This is a genomic window from Aurantimonas sp. HBX-1, assembly GCF_021391535.1.
Lineage (GTDB): Bacteria > Pseudomonadota > Alphaproteobacteria > Rhizobiales > Rhizobiaceae > Aurantimonas.
In genome coordinates this window covers 98,112-116,111 of sequence record NZ_CP090066.1, presented here as the reverse complement: position 1 = coordinate 116,111, position 18,000 = coordinate 98,112, and the positions used below count along the sequence as shown (strand labels likewise).

At 69.6% G+C, this 18,000-nt stretch carries 18 protein-coding genes; 10 read left to right on the top strand and 8 right to left on the bottom strand.

Annotated elements, in window-relative coordinates:
• Positions 1 to 68 precede the first annotated feature (68 nt).
• The 10 genes from LXB15_RS00590 (at position 69) to LXB15_RS00545 (ending at position 9,759) form a co-directional block, all read left to right on the top strand.
• Positions 69 to 2,255 carry a primosomal protein N' gene (locus tag LXB15_RS00590; protein ID WP_255696630.1) on the top strand — a complete coding sequence of 729 codons (2,187 nt, stop codon included), beginning with the start codon at positions 69 to 71 and terminating at the stop codon, positions 2,253 to 2,255.
• Positions 2,256 to 2,293: 38 nt separating this feature from the next.
• Positions 2,294 to 2,866: a hypothetical protein gene (locus LXB15_RS00585; RefSeq protein WP_233950373.1), complete on the top strand. Its 573-nt coding sequence runs from the start codon at positions 2,294 to 2,296 to the stop codon at positions 2,864 to 2,866.
• 81 nt (positions 2,867 to 2,947) lie between these two features.
• Complete coding sequence (locus LXB15_RS00580) at positions 2,948 to 3,937, top strand: DUF808 domain-containing protein (protein ID WP_233950372.1); 990 nt, start codon at positions 2,948 to 2,950, stop codon at positions 3,935 to 3,937.
• A 75-nt stretch (positions 3,938 to 4,012) separates the two neighbouring features.
• Positions 4,013 to 4,408, top strand: coding sequence for a DUF4345 family protein (locus LXB15_RS00575; RefSeq protein ID WP_233950371.1), 396 nt, complete (start codon positions 4,013 to 4,015; stop codon positions 4,406 to 4,408).
• Between the two features lie 243 nt (positions 4,409 to 4,651).
• Positions 4,652 to 5,212, top strand: a complete 561-nt coding sequence (locus tag LXB15_RS00570) for a F0F1 ATP synthase subunit delta (protein ID WP_233953287.1) — start codon at positions 4,652 to 4,654, stop codon at positions 5,210 to 5,212.
• Positions 5,212 to 6,741 (top strand): F0F1 ATP synthase subunit alpha, encoded by a 1,530-nt coding sequence (gene atpA / locus LXB15_RS00565; RefSeq protein ID WP_233950370.1) that lies wholly within the window; start codon positions 5,212 to 5,214, stop codon positions 6,739 to 6,741. The genes LXB15_RS00570 and atpA overlap by 1 nt, the downstream gene beginning before the upstream one ends.
• Positions 6,742 to 6,810: 69 nt before the next feature.
• Entirely contained in the window at positions 6,811 to 7,683 is an 873-nt protein-coding gene (locus LXB15_RS00560; RefSeq protein WP_233950369.1) for a F0F1 ATP synthase subunit gamma, read from the top strand.
• Between the two features lie 21 nt (positions 7,684 to 7,704).
• On the top strand, positions 7,705 to 9,159 hold the full coding sequence (gene atpD, locus LXB15_RS00555; protein ID WP_233950368.1) for a F0F1 ATP synthase subunit beta: 1,455 nt from the start codon (positions 7,705 to 7,707) through the stop codon (positions 9,157 to 9,159).
• A 2-nt stretch (positions 9,160 to 9,161) separates the two neighbouring features.
• Positions 9,162 to 9,362, top strand: a complete 201-nt coding sequence (locus LXB15_RS00550; protein ID WP_233950367.1) for a glutathione S-transferase — start codon at positions 9,162 to 9,164, stop codon at positions 9,360 to 9,362.
• A complete protein-coding gene (locus tag LXB15_RS00545) occupies positions 9,355 to 9,759 on the top strand; it encodes a F0F1 ATP synthase subunit epsilon (protein ID WP_233950366.1) in 405 nt (134 codons plus the stop codon). Before LXB15_RS00550 ends, LXB15_RS00545 begins: the two co-directional genes overlap by 8 nt.
• Positions 9,760 to 9,871: 112 nt before the next feature.
• Here the strand turns inward: LXB15_RS00545 and LXB15_RS00540 are convergent, their stop codons facing one another.
• The 8 genes from LXB15_RS00540 to LXB15_RS00505 all read right to left on the bottom strand — a co-directional run bounded on the left by LXB15_RS00540 (position 9,872) and on the right by LXB15_RS00505 (position 17,991).
• Positions 9,872 to 10,384 (bottom strand): RNA pyrophosphohydrolase, encoded by a 513-nt coding sequence (locus LXB15_RS00540; protein ID WP_233950365.1) that lies wholly within the window; start codon positions 10,382 to 10,384, stop codon positions 9,872 to 9,874.
• Between the two features lie 137 nt (positions 10,385 to 10,521).
• Positions 10,522 to 11,652, bottom strand: a complete 1,131-nt coding sequence (locus LXB15_RS00535) for a divergent polysaccharide deacetylase family protein (protein WP_233950364.1) — start codon at positions 11,650 to 11,652, stop codon at positions 10,522 to 10,524.
• Positions 11,653 to 11,782: 130 nt separating this feature from the next.
• On the bottom strand, positions 11,783 to 13,123 hold the full coding sequence (locus LXB15_RS00530; protein WP_233950363.1) for a S41 family peptidase: 1,341 nt from the start codon (positions 13,121 to 13,123) through the stop codon (positions 11,783 to 11,785).
• On the bottom strand, positions 13,113 to 14,885 hold the full coding sequence (locus tag LXB15_RS00525) for a murein hydrolase activator EnvC (RefSeq protein WP_233950362.1): 1,773 nt from the start codon (positions 14,883 to 14,885) through the stop codon (positions 13,113 to 13,115). Before LXB15_RS00525 ends, LXB15_RS00530 begins: the two co-directional genes overlap by 11 nt.
• 144 nt (positions 14,886 to 15,029) lie before the next feature.
• On the bottom strand, positions 15,030 to 15,512 hold the full coding sequence (gene rlmH, locus LXB15_RS00520) for a 23S rRNA (pseudouridine(1915)-N(3))-methyltransferase RlmH (protein WP_233950361.1): 483 nt from the start codon (positions 15,510 to 15,512) through the stop codon (positions 15,030 to 15,032).
• A 49-nt stretch (positions 15,513 to 15,561) separates the two neighbouring features.
• Positions 15,562 to 15,879, bottom strand: coding sequence for a ribosome silencing factor (gene rsfS / locus LXB15_RS00515; protein ID WP_233950360.1), 318 nt, complete (start codon positions 15,877 to 15,879; stop codon positions 15,562 to 15,564).
• Between the two features lie 181 nt (positions 15,880 to 16,060).
• Positions 16,061 to 16,714: a nicotinate-nucleotide adenylyltransferase gene (locus tag LXB15_RS00510; RefSeq protein WP_370640144.1), complete on the bottom strand. Its 654-nt coding sequence runs from the start codon at positions 16,712 to 16,714 to the stop codon at positions 16,061 to 16,063.
• Positions 16,711 to 17,991, bottom strand: a complete 1,281-nt coding sequence (locus tag LXB15_RS00505; protein ID WP_233950359.1) for a glutamate-5-semialdehyde dehydrogenase — start codon at positions 17,989 to 17,991, stop codon at positions 16,711 to 16,713. The genes LXB15_RS00510 and LXB15_RS00505 overlap by 4 nt, the downstream gene beginning before the upstream one ends.
• Positions 17,992 to 18,000 lie beyond the last annotated feature (9 nt).

Genomic DNA, 18,000 nt, shown 5'->3' with positions numbered 1-18,000 from the left:
CACTTAGGGCACGATCCGCTCGCACCGATTCGCCGCGTCCGTGCCGGCACGCCAGCCCTGGGGCCGCCTTGCAACTCGCCGAACAGCTCTTTCGCATCCGGACCGTCCCGGTGCTCGTGCCGATGCCGGCCGAGCGGGCCTATTCCTATGCCGTGCCCGAGGGCATGACGGTGGTGCCGGGCTCGATCGTCCAGGTGCCGCTCGGCCCGCGCCAGGTGGCCGGCGTGGTGTGGGACGGCGGCTCGGACGACGTCGACCCGAAGAAGCTGCGCGCGATCACCCACGTGTTCGATTGCCCGCCGCTGGACGCGACGATGCGGCGCTTCATCGACTGGGTGGCCGACTACACGCTCTCGCCGCCCGGCCTGGTGGCACGGATGGCGCTGCGGGCGCCCGCCGCCTTCGACCCCGAACCGCTGATCGAGGGCATCGAGGCGACGGGCGTCGCCCCGGAACGGCTGACCGATGCCCGCCGCCGGGTGATGGAAGCCGCCGTGGAGACGCCGGCCTGGACGCGCTCGGGCCTCGCGCACGCGGCGGGGGTCACGCCGTCGGTCGTCGACGGACTGCTGAAGCAGGGCGTCTTCCGCAGCCTGCGCCTGCCGCCGCCACCCGCCGTCGCCCTGCCCGACACGGAATATGGCCGCGCCGAGCTGAGCCCGGACCAGGCCGCGGCGGCCGAGGCACTGGTCGCCAAAGGCGACGGCTTCTCGACGACGCTGCTCGAGGGCGTCACCGGCTCGGGCAAGACCGAGGTGTATTTCGAGGCCGTCGCCGCGGCGCTCGACAAGGGCCGCCAGGTGCTGATCCTGCTGCCGGAAATCGCCCTCACCCAGAGCTTCATCGACCGCTTCCATGCCCGCTTCGGCGCGCCGCCGGCCGAATGGCACTCCGACGTCGCGCCGCGCCGGCGCGAGCAGATCTGGCGCCAGGTCGCCGAAGGCCGGGTCCGCGTCGTCGCCGGCGCGCGTTCGGCGCTGTTCCTGCCGTTCCAGGATCTCGGCCTCGTCGTCGTCGACGAGGAGCACGACCCTGCCTACAAGCAGGAGGAGCGGATCTTCTACCATGCCCGCGACATGGCGGTGGTGCGCGGCTCGCTGGGCGGCTTCCCGGTGATCCTCGCCTCGGCGACGCCCTCGGTGGAAAGCCGCGTCAACGCCGCCGACGGCCGCTACGGCCATGTCAGGCTCGCCGGGCGCTTCGCCGAGGCAGCGCTGCCGGACCTGTCGCTCGTCGACATGCGGCTCGCCCCGCCGGCGCGCGGCCGCTTCGTCTCGCCGGTGCTGTCGACGGCGATCGGCGAGACCGTGGCGCGCGGCGAGCAGGTGCTGCTGTTCCTGAACCGCCGCGGCTATGCGCCGCTGACGCTCTGCCGGGTCTGCGGCCATCGCTTCCAGTGCCCGGACTGCTCGACCTGGCTGGTCGACCACCGGCTGCGCGGCCAGCTGCAGTGCCACCATTGCGGCTTCGCGGTGCCGCGGCCGGAAGCCTGCCCCGAATGCGGCACGCTCGACCATCTCGTCGCCTGCGGCCCGGGGGTCGAGCGGATCGCCGAGGAGATGCTGGCGACGTTCCCCGAGGCGCGGACCATTCTGTTGTCCTCCGATCTTCCGGGTGGCGCGCGCCGGCTGCGGCGCGAGCTCGACGCCATCGCCGAGGGCGAGGCCGACATCGTCATCGGCACGCAGCTGGTCGCCAAGGGGCACCATTTTCCGCTGATGACGCTGGTCGGCGCGGTCGACGCCGATCTGGGCCTCGCCAACGGCGACCCGCGGGCCGCCGAGCGCACCTTCCAGCTGCTGCACCAGGTGACCGGCCGCGCCGGGCGCAGCGGCGGGCGCAAGAGCCGCGGCATGATCCAGACCTGGCAGCCCGAGCATCCAGTCATGCGGGCGATCGCCTCGGGCGACGCGGCACGCTTCTACGAGCGCGAGATCGCCGAGCGCCAGCGCGCCGGCCTGCCGCCCTTCGGCCGCCTCGCCAGCGTCATCGTCTCGGCCAACACGCGCCGCGAGGCCGAGGAGTACGCCCGGCTGCTGCGCCGCGCGGCGCCGGACGACCCGGCGATCGAGGTGCTCGGCCCCGCCGAGGCCCCACTTGCCGTGCTGCGCGGCCGGCATCGCTTCCGGCTGCTGGTGCACTCGCCCACCCGGGCGCCGGTGCAGGGCTTCCTGCGCGCGACGATCGCCGCGGCGCCGCGGCCGCGCGGCTCGGTGCAGATGCAGATCGACGTGGACCCGCAGAGCTTTCTGTGACAAATCCCCGCGTCAGGAGACCGCTCGAGGAGGCCAGGATGGCGATGCGCGTGAGAGGCTGGCAGTCGATGCTCGCAGCGTTGCTCGCCATGGGTCTGGTGGCCGAGGCCGGCGCCCAGCAGCCGACCGCCGGCATGCCGGTCGAGAACTCGCCCTTCGTCCTGCCCCCGCCCGGCCAGGACCAGAACAACGCGGCACCCCAGACGCCCCGCGAGCTGACGCTCGGCCTGCTGCACTGGCACCCCATCGCCAGCCGCTGCAACTTCGTCGATTCCGCGGCCGACAAGGACAGCGGCGGCGGCGAAGGCCCCTGGCCGCTGGTCTTCGTGACCATGGTGGAAACCGGCAGTTCGGGCAGCACCGGCCTCGAGCGCGGCTACGTGCTGGCGAACGGCCTGATCCGCGAGCTGGAGAAGGGCAAGACCGCCGCCGACAAGGATGGCAGCGTCGTCACCGTATGGCGCTCCGCCGGCGAACCGAGGATCAGTGTCAACGTCAATCTGCGCGAAGCCCGTGGCGTCGGCGAGGACGCCCGCTATTTCGGCTCGATGACGGTGTTCTGGAGCGACAAGCGGGAAACCGTGGCGATCGCCGGCGGATGCAAGAACTGAAGATCGGCGCGCGGCGCCCGGAAGGTAGTCTGACATGAACGACGGCATGGGATCGACCCGCACCCGGCGCGAGGTGGCGCGATGAGCGTCGGCCTGATCGCGCTGCTCGACGATGTGGCGGCGCTTGCCCGCATGGCCGCCACGCAGCTGGACGACGTGGCCGCGCAGGCCACCAAGGCCGGCACCAAGGCGGCCGGCGTCGTCATCGACGACGCGGCGGTGACGCCGGGCTACGTCACCGGCTTCGCCGCTTCGCGGGAGATCCCGATCGTCGCCAAGATCGCCCTCGGCTCGCTGCGCAACAAGCTGATCTTCCTGCTGCCGGGAGCGCTCGTCCTCAGCTTCTTCGCGCCCTGGGCGATCACCCCGCTGCTGATGCTGGGCGGCTTCTACCTCGCCTATGAGGGGGCCGAGAAGGTCTACGAGAAGCTGTTCCCGCACAAGGCGCACGCCCACGAGGAAAAGGTCGACGCCGCGGCGGCCGCCAGCCTGAAGGTACAGGAGGACCGGCGGGTGGCGAGCGCCATCAAGACCGATTTCATCCTGTCCGCGGAGATCATGGCGATCACCCTCGCCGGCCTGCCGGAAGGCAGCAGCCTGTGGATGCAGGCGATCATTCTCGCCGTGGTCGGCATCGGCGTCACCGTCGCCGTCTATGGCGTCGTGGCGCTGATCGTGAAGGCCGACGATGCCGGGTTGGCGATGGCTCGGAACGGCACGACGAACGTCTTCGGCAGCATCGTGCGCGGCCTCGGTTGCGGGCTGGTGGTCGGCATGCCGGTGTTCCTCAAGGTGCTGACGGTCGTGGGCACCGCCGCGATGGTCTGGGTCGGCGGCGGCATCCTCGTCCACGGGCTGGAGCATTACGGCATCGACTTCCTGGCGCACGGGATCGAGGCGGCGGCGGAAGCGGCGGCGCATGCCGTGCCGGCGCTCGCCGGCGTCGTCCACTGGCTGGTCACCGCGGCGGGCTCGGGCGTCGTCGGCCTCATCGCAGGCGCGCTGCTGATCCCGCTGGTCGGCGGGGTGCTTGCTCCCGCCTGGCTCTGGGTGAACGCCCAGCGCGCCTGATCGGCGCTCCTGCCCTCCGGCCCGTGCCGCCCGACCGGCGGCGCGGCGCCCGCTCTGCTCCCGAACGGACCACCGATGATCATGCCGCTGCCCCAGACCAACGCCGACATGCTGCCCTTCGTGGCGGCGCTGGTGACCATGCTGTTCGGCCTCGTCGCGCTGTTCGCGCCGCGGCTGACGCTGCGCGCGCTGCGCCTTCAGGCGGTCGACCGCCACCCCGAGGCGGTGGGCGAATCGCGGGCGACGATCGCCGGCTTCTGGCTGGGCGTCGGGCTGGTGTCGGCCGCCTTCTTCGACCAGCCCTTCGTCCAGATGGCGCTGGGGGCGGGCTGGCTGTTCACCGGCTTCGGCCGTCTCGTCTCGATCCTCTCGGACCGCGGCGCGACGGTCTACAACTGGCTGTTTCTCGCCCTCAACCTGCTCTTGGCCCTGATGGCGCTGGCGCCGGTCTTCGGACTGGTGAGCAGCTGAACCGCCGCGCCGGCGCGGCGAACCCGAATTCCGGGCGGAACCTCGCAAATCAGCGGGCAAACCGGCGGCGAAGCGTGTTGTCGCCGGCAAACCCCTATGCTAGACGGTCCCTGTCTTCGGAAGGACCTTGGCGGCACTGCTGCCCATCTTCCGGCATTCTTCAAACGGTTTCAAGGATTTGGGGCGGTCTCGCTTCGCAGACCCAACGCAAGTCTTGAACGAACGCGAAAAGAACGGTCGTCCGTGGCACAATCATCCTCTCCCGTTTCGGGAGTCGCAGACCGCTACGCCCAGTCCCTCTTCGAGCTCGCCCGCGATGATGGCGCGATCGAAACCGTCGAATCCGAGCTTCTCGCCTTCCAGCGCCTGATCGACGAGAACGTCGATTTCCGGCGGCTGGTCGAGAGCCCGGCCTTTTCCTCGGAAGAGCAGCTGCGCGCCATCGACGCCGTCGTGCGCGAAACTGGGCCGAGCGAACTGACGGGCAATTTCCTGCGCGTCATCGCCACCAACCGGCGGCTCTTCGTGCTGCCCGGCATTGCCCGCGCCTTCGCTCGGATGGCGGCCGTGCATCGCGGCGAGATCGAGGCCGAGATCACCAGCGCGCATCCGCTCGACGACGCCCAGCGCAAGGAGCTGGCCGAGGCCATCGGTTCCTACGCCGGCAAGACCGTTACCATGCGCGAAAGCGTCGATGCCTCGATCCTCGGCGGGCTGATCGTCAAGATCGGCTCCCGCCAGATCGACACCTCGCTTCGCACCAAACTCAATTCGCTTAAGCTTGCACTGAAAGAGGTCGGCTGATGGACATCCGCGCCGCGGAAATTTCCGCAATCCTCAAGAACCAGATCAAGAACTTCGGCTCGGAGGCAGAAGTCTCCGAAGTCGGGCAGGTTCTGTCGGTCGGCGACGGTATTGCGCGCGTCTACGGGCTCGACAATTGCCAGGCCGGCGAGATGGTCGAGTTCCCCGGCGGCGTCCAGGGCATGGCCCTGAACCTCGAGGAAGACAATGTCGGCGTCGTGATCTTCGGGTCCGACCAGGCGATCAAGGAAGGCGACACGGTCAAGCGCACCGGCGCGATCGTGGAGGTGCCGGTCGGCATGGGCCTGCTCGGCCGCGTCGTCGACGGTCTCGGCAACCCGATCGACGGCAAGGGCCCGATCGATTCCACCGAGCGCCGCCGCGTCGACGTCAAGGCGCCGGGCATCATCCCGCGCAAGTCGGTGCACGAGCCGATGTCGACCGGCCTCAAGGCCATCGACGCGCTGATCCCGATCGGCCGCGGCCAGCGCGAGCTGGTCATCGGCGATCGCCAGACCGGCAAGACCGCCATTCTCCTGGACACGTTCCTCAACCAGAAGCCGGCGCACGACGAGAACCGCGAGAACGACAAGCTCTACTGCATCTACGTCGCGGTCGGGCAGAAGCGCTCCACCGTCGCGCAGTTCGTGCGCACCCTCGAGGAGCGCGGCGCGATGGAATATTCCATCGTCATCGCCGCCACCGCCTCGGACCCGGCGCCGATGCAGTACATCGCGCCGTTCACCGGCTGCGCCATGGGCGAGTATTTCCGCGACAACGGCATGCATGCCGTGATCGGCTACGACGACCTGTCGAAGCAGGCCGTCTCCTACCGCCAGATGTCGCTGCTGCTGCGCCGCCCGCCCGGCCGCGAAGCCTATCCGGGCGACGTCTTCTACCTGCACTCGCGGCTGCTCGAGCGCGCCGCCAAGATGGGCGACGCCCACGGCGCCGGCTCGCTCACCGCCCTGCCGGTCATCGAGACCCAGGCCGGCGACGTCTCGGCCTACATCCCGACCAACGTGATCTCGATCACCGACGGCCAGATCTTCCTCGAGACGACGCTGTTCTACCAGGGCATCCGCCCGGCCGTGAACGTCGGCCTCTCGGTCAGCCGCGTCGGCTCGTCGGCCCAGACCAAGGCGATGAAGCAGGTCGCCGGCTCGATCAAGGGCGAGCTCGCGCAGTATCGCGAGATGGCCGCCTTCGCGCAGTTCGGTTCCGATCTCGACGCCGCCACGCAGCGCCTGCTCAACCGCGGCGCCCGCCTGACGGAGCTCCTGAAGCAGCCGCAGTTCTCGCCGCTGAAGACCGAGGAGCAGGTGGTCGTCATCTTCGCCGGCACGCAGGGCTATCTCGACAAGCTGCGCGTCGACCAGGTCGGCGACTTCGAGGAGGGTCTCCTCAACTCGATGCGCAGCGAGCACAAGGGCGTGCTCGATACGATCGCCCGCGAAAAGGCACTCTCGGACGATACCCGCGAGAAGCTGCGCGCGGCCATCGACGCCTTCGCCAAGAACTTCGCCTGAGCCAACCGGAACGCGCGTGAGTCCTGCCCCTCGGGGCAGGACCGATAAAGCGGGAGACAGCGCCAAGCCATGGCATCACTGAAGGATCTGCGGAACCGCATCGCGTCGGTGAAATCCACGCAGAAGATCACCAAGGCCATGCAGATGGTCGCGGCGGCCAAGCTGCGCCGCGCGGAAGAAGCCGCGAAGGCGGCTCGTCCCTATGCCGAGCGGATGGCGGCGGTGCTGGCCAACATCTCCGGCGCCATGGAAGGCGACGGCCCGAAGCTGATGGTCGGCACCGGCAGGGAAGACGTGCATCTGCTCGTCGTCTTCACCGCCGAGCGCGGCCTGGCCGGCGCGTTCAACGCCTCGATCGTCAAGCTGGCCCGCACCCACGGGCGCAAGCTCGAGTCCGAGGGCAAGACGGTCAAGTACATGATCGTCGGCAAGAAGGGCTGGGACATCATGCGCCGCGACTCGGCCAAGCAGGTCATCGAGCGCACCGACCTTCGCGAAGCCAAGCGCGTCGGCTTCGCGCATGCCGAGCTGATCGGCCAGACGATCATGGACCTGTTCGACAAGGGCGAGTTCGACGTCTGCTCGATCTTCTATTCCGAGTTCCAGAACGTCGTGACGCAGATCCCGACGCGCCAGCAGATCATCCCGGCGACGCTCGCCGGCGAGGCCGAAGCGGCGCCGGCGGGGACGGTCTACGAATACGAGCCGGAGCCGGAGGCGATCCTGGAGGATCTGATCCCGCGCAACCTGAAGGTCCAGGTCCTGCATGCGCTGCTGGAAAACGCCGCGTCCGAGCAGGGCGCGCGGATGAGCGCGATGGACAACGCGACCCGCAACGCCGGCGACATGATCGAAAAACTGTCGATCTCGTACAACCGCCAGCGGCAGGCGCAGATCACGACGGAACTGGTCGAAATCATTTCGGGCGCCGAAGCGCTCTAGAGCATCTGAGAGGAGGCCTTGATGGCTGACAACGAAAACACTGCCGGTGCGACCGGCCGCGTCGCTCAGGTCATCGGCGCCGTCGTCGACGTCCATTTCGACGGGCCGCTGCCGGCGATCCTGAACGCACTCGAGTGCGACAACAACGGCATGCGCCTGGTGCTCGAGGTTGCCCAGCACCTCGGCGAGAACACCGTCCGCACCATCGCCATGGACCTGACCGAGGGCCTGGTGCGCGGCCTGCCGGTCAAGGATACCGGCAGCCCGATCCAGGTGCCGGTCGGCGACGGCACGCTCGGCCGCATCATGAACGTCATCGGCGAGCCGATCGACGAGGTCGGCCCGATCCAGTACGAGATGAAGCGCGGCATCCACCAGCCGGCGCCCGCCTATATCGACCAGTCGCCGGAGAGCCAGATCCTGGTCACCGGCATCAAGGTCATCGACCTGCTCGCACCCTATGCCCGCGGCGGCAAGATCGGCCTGTTCGGCGGTGCCGGCGTCGGCAAGACCGTGCTGATCCAGGAACTCATCAACAACGTCGCGAAGGCCCATGGCGGCTACTCGGTGTTCGCCGGCGTCGGCGAGCGCACCCGCGAGGGCAACGATCTCTACCACGAGATGATCGAGTCCGGCGTGAACAAGGACCCGCACGAGAACAACGGCTCGGCCGAAGGCTCCAAGGCCGCGCTGGTCTACGGCCAGATGAACGAGCCCCCCGGCGCCCGCGCCCGCGTCGCGCTGACCGGCCTCACCATCGCGGAGCATTTCCGCGACCAGGGCCAGGACGTCTTGTTCTTCGTCGACAACATCTTCCGCTTCACCCAGGCCGGCTCGGAAGTGTCGGCGCTGCTCGGCCGCATCCCCTCGGCGGTGGGCTACCAGCCGACGCTCGCCACCGACATGGGCCAGATGCAGGAGCGCATCACCACGACGCACAAGGGTTCGATCACCTCGGTGCAGGCCATCTACGTGCCTGCCGACGATCTGACCGACCCGGCGCCGGCGACCTCCTTCGCCCATCTGGACGCGACGACCGTGCTCAACCGCGCAATCTCCGAAAAGGGCATCTACCCGGCCGTCGATCCGCTCGACTCCACCTCGCGCATGCTGTCGCCGATGCTGATCGGCGAGGAGCACTACGAGGTGGCCCGCCAGGTGCAGGTGGTGCTGCAGAAGTACAAGTCGCTGCAGGACATCATCGCCATCCTGGGCATGGACGAGCTGTCGGAAGAGGACAAGCTCACCGTCGCGCGCGCCCGCAAGATCGAGCGCTTCCTGTCGCAGCCGTTCTTCGTCGCCGAGGTGTTCACCGGCGCGCCGGGGCAGCTGGTGCCGCTGGAAGACACGATCAAGTCCTTCAAGGGCCTGGTCAACGGCGAGTACGACCATCTGCCGGAAGCCGCCTTCTACATGGTCGGCTCCATCGAGATGGCCGTCGAGAAGGCACAGCGCCTGGCCGCCGAAGCCGCGTAAGCATGGCCGGCGAGCGCGTCCTCCGTCTGGCGGATGCGATCAACGAGACCTGTCCGTGGTCGGGAAAGCCGATCGCGGACGGGTCGCTGACCCTCTACAAGGGCGCGGTGGTGGGGTTCTGCAATCCCGGCTGCCGCGACCAGTTCGAAAAGGCGATCCTCGACTTCGAGGCCGCCCTCAACAGGCAAGCGACCGATGGCTGACAGCTTCCAGTTCGACCTCGTCTCCCCCGAGCGCCTGCTGCTTTCCGAAGCGGTGACGGCGGTCAACGTGCCCGGCACGGAAGGCTATTTCACCGTCATGGCCAAGCATGCGCCGTTCATGACGACGCTGAAGCCGGGCGTCGTCGTGGTAACGACCGACGCCGGGACCGAGACGAAGATCTTCGTGGTCGGCGGCTTCGCCGATGTCAGCGAGGGCGGCTTCACGCTGCTCGCGGAACGCGCGACGCTGGTGGAGGATCTCGACCCCGCCGCGCTCGACCAGCAGATCAAGGATGCCGAGGAAGACGTCGCCGACGCCACGGACGACGTCGCCCGCTCCAAGGCCCAGCTGGCGCTCGCCCAGCTGCGCGAGGCACGCGCCGCCGTCGGCGTCTGACCGGCCCCTTCATTGCTTGCAGGAAAGCCGGCCTCGCGCCGGCTTTTTCGTATCTGGCGTTGTTCGACTGCGGCGGGCGCCCTGCGGCAACCGGCGGCAGTCGCCGCCTCGCCTAGCCAGCCAGGTGCCGGAACGTCGCCACCACCTGCTCGTAGACCTTTCGCTTGAACGGCACGATCAGATCGACCAGTTCGTCCATCGGCTTCCACGCCCAGTCGTCGAACTCGGCGGCATGGCCGCCGGGTGGCGGGGCGATGGCGATCTCGCTCTCGTCGCCCTCGAAGCGGAAGGCGAACCAGCGCTGCGTCTGGCCGCAATAGCGGCCCTTCAGCGCGATCCCGACCAGTTCCGGCGGCAGGTCGTAGTCGATCCAGTCCGGCGCCTCCTGGAGCAGCGTGACGGAGCGCATGCCGGTCTCCTCGTAGAGCTCCCGGCGCGCCGCGGCGAGCGGGTCCTCGTCCGCGTCGATGCCGCCCTGCGGCATCTGCCAGAGCTGCACCGCGCCGGTCATCTCGCCCTGGTCCTCGACCATCCGGCGGCCGACCCAGACCTCGCCCTGCCGGTTCAGCACCATGATGCCGACGCAGCGGCGATAGGGCAGATTCTCGTAGTCGATCGGTTTCATGCTGCCCCGTCCCGCCGCCGGGAACGGCGGCAGCCTTGCAGAAATGCGGATCATGCTTCCCGAAGAAGCGCCTGCGCCTGTTATCGGGCGGCCAGGGCGTCGGACAAGGGCGGGCGGGCCCGGCAGCCGATGGCGGCCTACCGACCCTCGGGGTCGTTGGCCAGCGCCGATACCGGCACGATCTCGACGCCGCGCCCCTGCACCTCGCCGATCCACGCGGCGATCGTGGCGATCGACACGTCGAAGGCCGAGGCGACGCCGACGGCCGTGCCTTCCGCCCGGGCGATTTGCTCGAGCATGTCGAGCTGCCGGCGGATGTCGGCGGGATCCTGGGTCCGGTCGATAGTAAGATCGGCGGCCGCGAAGGGCACGCCCTGCAAGGCGGCAGTGTCCTTCGCCAGCGAGCGCGGCGACGAGGCGTCGTCGAGGAACATCAGGCCGCGCCGGCCGAGCTCGGCGACCAGCGGCTCGATCGCCGTCGCCTCCCCGGTGAAGCGACCGCCCATGTAACTCATCACCCCGACATAGTTGGTCAGGGTCGCGAGCGTCGCATGCAGCGCCTCGAACCGGTTCGCCGCCGCATCGGCCACGGTCAGCGTGTCCGGGCCCGGGTCGATCTCAGGGTAGCCCACCGGCTCCAGCGGCACCTGCAGCACCAGCTCGTGGCCGGCGCGGCGCGCCTCCTGCATCCAGCGGTCGAGGCTGTTGCCGGCGGGCGAGAAGCCGAAGGTGACGCCGGCTGGCAGTTTCTCGATGGCGTTCATCGTGCCGGTCTGGCTGATACCGAGCCCGCCGACGACGATGGCGATGCGGGTTCCGGGCAGGCCGCGCGAGGCGCCGGCATAGACGTCGAAGGGGCGGCGCCCGTCCGGGCCGCGGATCGGCAGCGGACCGAATTCGCTGTCCTCGATCAGCGCGGCGTCGGGCAGATGCGCCGTGCCCGGAGGCTGCCGCCACTCCATCGGTTCCTCGATGCGGAACCCGACGCCGCCGGCGACGGGCTCGGCCGGCGGCCGGATGATCGTCGGGAGGGGACTGGCCGCCACCTTCTGGGGCGCGGCGACGACGGCGACCGGCTGGGGGGCCGGGGCTTCGGCCAGCATGTCGACGGTGCGGCGGGTCGGCTGCCCGACGAGGGCCGTGGCGAGCGAGCCGGCGACCAGGACGGCCGCCACGGCCAGCCCCGCGACAGTCGCGACAGAAGGAGACCGTCGGGGCTTGTCGCTGCCGATGTCGAGGCCGAGCGGCCGGTGGAGTTCGCCACGCATGTCCCCGTCTAGCCGTTCAAGCTGGAACGGGGCTCGCCGGGGCTGGCGGCCGCGGGCCGGGGCCCTGACGCACGAAGGCCCGGGCATGGTCCCATGCCCGGGCCTTCGTAGGTTTCGATCAGCGACCGGCTCAGTTGGCGGCGCTGGCTTCCTGCTTCGGCGGGAACATGGCGTTGGTCTTCACGCCGCGCAGCAGGTCGAGCGCGTACTGCAGCTGCAGGTCGTCGGCCGTCTCCGGCGGCACGTAGTCGAGCGAGCCGGAGCCTTCCTCGGTTTCCAGATTGCCGGTGATGTGGCCGCGCAGCGACGATTCGCCCCGCGCCATCTCGTCCTCGGGATCGAGGCCCATCTGCTCGCGGATTTCCGGCGGCAGCGGCTGCTCGACGGCGATGTCCGGATCGATGCCGCGGCCCTGGATCGAACGGCCGGACGGCGTGTAGTAGAGCGCCGTAGTCAGCCGCAGCGCGCCGTTGGCGCCGAGCGGGATGATCGTCTGGACCGAGCCCTTGCCGAAGGACCGCGAGCCGACGACGGTCGCCCGGCGCTGGTCCTGCAGCGCGCCGGCGACGATCTCCGAAGCCGAGGCCGAGCCGCCATTAACCAGGACGACGAGGGGCTTGCCGTTGATCTCGTCGCCGGAGCGGGCGTTGTAGCGCCGCGTCTCGTCCGAGTTGCGGCCGCGGGTGGAGACGATCTCGCCATTGTCGAGGAACGCGTCCGACACCGACACCGCCTCGTCGAGCAGGCCGCCCGGGTTGCGGCGCAGGTCGAGCACGAAGCCCTTCAGCTTGTCCTCGCCAACCTTCTCCTCGATGTCGGCGATCGCCTCCTCGAGACCGATCGTTGTCTGCTCGTTGAACTTCAGCAGCTTGATGTAGCCGACGTCGTTCTCGACCGTGTGGCGGACCGACGGGACCTTGATCTCGTCGCGGGTCACGGTCAGCCGGACCGGCTTGGTAGCGCCTTCGCGGATGATGGTCAGCGACACGCTGGTGCCGATGTCGCCCTTCATCTTCTCGACCGCCTCGCCGAGCGTCAGGCCACGCACCTGCTCGCCGTCGATCTCGGCGATCAGGTCGCCGGCGAGGACGCCGGCCTTGTCGGCGGGCGTGCCCTCGAAGGGCGAGACCACCTTGACCAGTTCCTCTTCCATCGTGACCTCGATGCCGAGGCCGCCGAACTGGCCGCGGGTCTCGGTGCGCATGTCCGCCGCTTCCTTGGCGTTCATGTAGCTCGAATGCGGGTCGAGCGAGGTGAGCATGCCGTTGATCGCGGTCTCGACCAGCTTCTGGTCGTCCGGCTCCTCGACATACTGGGCGCGAACCCGCTCGAAGACGTCCCCGAAGATCGCAAGCTGGCGGTAGGTGTCAGACCCCGCGGCATTGGCCACGCCAGCGTTCTGGGTCACAACGGTCATCGCCGTCGCCCCCATCAACGCGCCGGCGAAGAGTATCGAAAGCTTACGAATCATTCTTCGTCCTTCCAGAGGGTTCGTCCATCCACCACGGTGATGGATCGACCGGTTTCCCGTCTTTGCGAAACTCGACATAGAGTGCGGGCTCGCTTGCACCGAACTCCGCCACCGCCACGCTGGCGAGACGCTTGGCGCCCATCGAGGCGACCGGCTCTCCCGCCGACACGAACTGCCCGCTCTCGACGTCGATGCGGTCCATGCCGGCCAGCACCACATGATAGCCGTCGCCGGCGTCGAGGATCAAGAGTTGACCATAGGACCGGAACGGTCCCGAGTAGAGTACCCTCGCGTCGGCGGGTGACGTGACCACGTCGCCGGGGCGCGCCCCGAACGAGGCGCCGGTGGTCTCCCGGCCGATATCATCGCGATCACCAAATCCAATCAGCAGCTTGCCTGCCACGGGCAACGACAATCGGCCTTTCATTGTCGAAAATGCGGCGGCCGGCTCCAGCCGCGCCAGGTCACGGCGAATTGACGCGATATCGTAGGCGGGCGTGCTGCCGGCGGAGGGCAGGTCCGACGGCTCGAGCGCGGCGACCTGCACCTCTTCGGCTGCATCGGCAACGGCCGGCTCCGGCACCTCGGCGACGGCGTCGGGCGCCTCCGCGGGGGGTGCCGCCGGCACGTCGGCAACCAGCGAGTCGGCGACCGGCGGCTCCGCCGGTGGTGCCGCCTCGGCGGCGCGCTGCTGGGCGGCATCCTGCATCGCTGCCAGGCGGGTCGCTTCCGCCTCCGCGGCGCGGCGCTCGGCCTCGAGCGCCGCCAGCCTGGTGGCTTCCGCCTCGGCGGCAAGGCGCTGGGCCTCGAGCCGAGCCGCCTCCCGCCGCTGCAGTTCGGCCTGGCGCTCGGCCTCGCGGCGTTCGAGCTCGGCGACCCGGGCGGCCTCTTCGGCGGCACGGACGCGTTCGAGATCGGATTCCAGTGAGGCGATCAGCCCCTCGAGGTCGGTCGCCTCGGAGGCCAGTTCGGCAGCGCGCGCGGCTTCCGCGGCGCGGCGGTCGCGATTCTGCGCCTCCAGCCGCTGCTTCTCCGCCGACAGCTTGGCGAGGCGGGTCTCCTCCTCCTTGTAGCGGGTCAGCTCGCCGGCAAAGCGCGCCGTCTCGGCGGCGATGGAGACGCGCACCTCGGCCAGTTCCTGAAGATCGGCGATCAGGATCTCGGTCTCGCCGCGAATGGCCGGCACGACGGCGCCGAGCAGGATGGCGCTGCGCACCGAGCCCAGCGCGTCCTGCGGCTTCACCAGCAGTGCCGGCGGCGGCTTGCGGCCCATGCGCTCCAGCGCGCCCAGCACCTCGGCGAGGACGCCCCGGCGCTCGCGCAGCGACGCCTTGATCGTCGCTTCCTGCACCGCCAGCGCGTCGATTCGGCCTTCGGTCGCATCCAGCTGCCGGCTGGCCCGCTTCTGCGCCTCGGCCGCTTCGGTCATCGCCGCGCGGATCTTCTCGCGATCCTCGGAGAGGGCGGCGATCTCGGAATCGAGGGAGCGGATGGTTTCTTCCGACAGCGCGATGCGGCGCGACACCGCGGCAAGGTTTTCGGCGGTCTTGCGCCGCTCCTGCGCCAGTACCGCAGAGCGGGACGGTTCGAGCGCGCCGACGCGGATCGGATCGACGCCAGCGGCCGGGCGGGCGGCGGCGTCGCCGGCTTCCGGCAGCGCCCGGCCAGGCAGCGGCGCCAGCAGCACGCCGACAAGAGCGAGCAGGGCGACGCCGTTGCGCCGCCACCTCCCTCGCCTGCCTGCCACCCACTGCCGTGCCATCAAGACCAATCCCGTTTCAAACCCGCCGGACGCGAACCGCGACGATAGAATCAGGCCGTTAACATCCGATCAACCAACGATGCGGTGCACGGCGGCGACAGGACGAAGAGGCCCGCCGCATGAGACGCCGCGCAGCCGGCGCGATCAAGACCGGTGATAGGGATGGCCGGCGAGAATGGTGACCGCGCGGTACAGCTGCTCGGCGAGCAGAATGCGGGCGAGCTGATGCGGAAATGTCATGCGTCCGAGCGACAGGACGAGGTCAGCGCCGCCCCGCAGTGATTCGTCGTGCCCGTCCGGGCCGCCGACGAGCAGGCCGAGGTCGCGCCGGCCCCCATCGCGGAAGCCGGCGATCGCGTCGGCGAAATCCTGCGACGTCATGAGCCGGCCGGTCTCGTCGAGGACGATGCGGACGGCGCCTTCCGGCAGCGATGCGGCGAGGCGCTGGGCCTCGTCGCGCTTGCGCTCGGGCGTCGTCGCAAGCCGCGACTCCGGATGTTCGAAAAGACCCTGGTAGTCGAGACCGAGCGGCGGGCCGGCCTTCTTCAGCCGGTCGAGATACCGGTCCGCGAGCTCGCGCTCCGGCCCGGCCTTCATCCGGCCGATGGCCGCGATCGTCAGGCGCATCGGCCGTGCCTTTCCGGCCGAAGCCCTGCCTCAGGCAATCGAGCGACGGTCAGTGGACCGTCGCGTCTCCGCTGTCCCCGACCGACCACATCTTCTCGATATTGTAGAAGCTGCGGACTTCGGGGCGGAAGACATGGACGATGATGTCGCCCGTATCGATCAGCACCCAGTCGCCGTTTGCCAGGCCTTCCACCTTCGCCATCCCGAAGCCGTGTTCCTTCAGGTCGCGCAGAAGGTGATCGGCCACGGCCGTCACATGGCGGTGCGACCGTCCGGAGACGATGACCATGTGGTCGGCAAGGGCCGATTTGCCCCGCATGTCGATGGAGACAATTTGCTCGCCCTTCGAGTCTTCAAGGCTCGTCATGACGAGGTCGAGAGCGTTCCGACCGACCGATATGTCGGTGGCGGGCGCATCGGAAGGAGTGGTCGTGAAGACGTCCTTCGCTTCAGCCGCAGGTCGCAGTGTCGTTGTCCCTTTCCTCGGACGGGCGGTACGGCAGGGGCCGTACAGCAATTATCAATGTAGGCAGTGTTCCGTGTCTGTTTCAAGACGCGCCGCCGGAAGCCTTGCGGATCAGCGTCGAGGAGACCGGCGAACGGGGGCCGTGCAGGAACACCCAGGCGGGCGGATCGCGGAACGGCAGCGCCGCGGCGTCGCGCTCGGCCAGGCGGTAGCCTTCCAGGTAGCGGGCCATCGGAGCCGACAGGGACGCAAGGCTCGCCCCCGGGCGGTCGACGACGGCGATCGGCAGCATGGCGACGATCCGGCGCCAGTCCTGCCAGCGATGAAACGAGGCGAGACTGTCGGCGCCCATGATCCAGACGAAGCGGATACCGGGCCGCCGCAGCCGCAGCAGGGCCACCGTGTCGGCACTGTAGCGGATGCGGTGCGCGGCCTCGAAGGCGGTCACCGCCGCGTGCGGCCCGTCGGCAAGGCGGCGCACCGCCGCCAGCCGCTCGCCCAGCGGACGCAGCTGACCATGGTCCTTCAGCGGGTTGCCGGGCGTGACGATCCACCAGATGCGGTCGAGGCCGAGCCGGCGGCGGGCGGTCTCCGCCACCAGGAGGTGTCCGGCATGCGGCGGATTGAACGAGCCGCCGAACAGACCGATGCGCATGCCCTTCTCGGCATGCGGGATGGCCAGCGCGGCGGGGTCGACGGCGTGCGCCCCGGCGTCCACCTTCCCGCGATGCTTCACGGGCGGGTCTGGCCGGACCCGCGGACGCGGTAGTTGAAGCTGGTCAGCTGCTCGACGCCCACCGGGCCGCGCGCATGCATCTTGCCGGTGGCGATGCCGATCTCGGCGCCCATGCCGAATTCGCCGCCGTCGGCGAACTGCGTCGAGGCGTTGTGCAAGAGGATGGCTGAATCGATGCCGGCGAAGAACGCGTCGGCCGCCCGGATGTCGTCGGTGACGATCGCCTCGGTATGATGCGAGGAATGCGCCTCGACATGGGCGATGGCGCCCTCCACCCCGTCGACCAGCGCCACCGAGATGATCGCGTCGAGATATTCGGTGTCGAAATCGGCGTCGCTGGCGGGCTCGGCGGTGGGATAGCGCTCGCGCACCTCCTCCGTTGCGCGGATCTCGCAACCGGCGACCCGCAGCGCCTCGAGGATCGGCAGGAGATGCGTGTTCGCCGCCCGGCGGTCGACCAGCAGCGTTTCGGCCGCGCCGCAGATGCCGGTCCGGCGCATCTTCGAGTTGACGACGATGTCGACTGCCATGCCGAGTTCCGCGGCGCGGTCGACATAGACGTGGCAGAGGCCTTCCAGATGCGCGAAGACCGGCACCCGCGCCTCGTCCTGGACGCGAGCCACCAGCGAGCGCCCGCCGCGCGGCACGATGACGTCGAGATTGCCGCCGAGGCCCTTCAGCATCTCGCCGACCGCCGCCCGGTCGGTCGAGGGCACGATCTGGATCGCATCCTCGGGCAGGCCGGCTTTGGCAAGCCCCGCCACGAGGGCCGCATGGATCGCCGCCGAGGAGCGCACCGAGTCCGAGCCGCCGCGCAGGATCACCGCGTTGCCGGATTTCAGGCACAGCGCCCCGGCGTCGGCGGTGACGTTGGGCCGGCTCTCGTAGATGACGCCGACGACGCCGAGCGGCGTGCGGACGCGCTCGATCTCGATGCCGTTCGGCCGCGTCCAGGCGTCGATGCGGGCGCCGACCGGATCGGGCAGCGACGCGACGACGCGCAGCCCCTCGGCCATCGCCGCGATGCGCCCGGCATCGAGCGTCAGCCGGTCGATCAGGGCGGGGGCCATGCCGGCGGCGTTCGCCTTCTCCAGATCGGCGGCATTCGCCGCGAGGATTGCCGGCTGTGCTTCGAGGATGGCGGCGGCCATCGCCGCCAGCGCGCCATCCTTGGCGGCGGTCGGCGCCAGCGCCAGCTGCCGCGCGGCGGCGCGCGCCCGCACGCCGATGTCCCGCATCAGCGCGGCGACGTCCGTGGTTTCGACCTGGTCGAGCATGGTCATCTC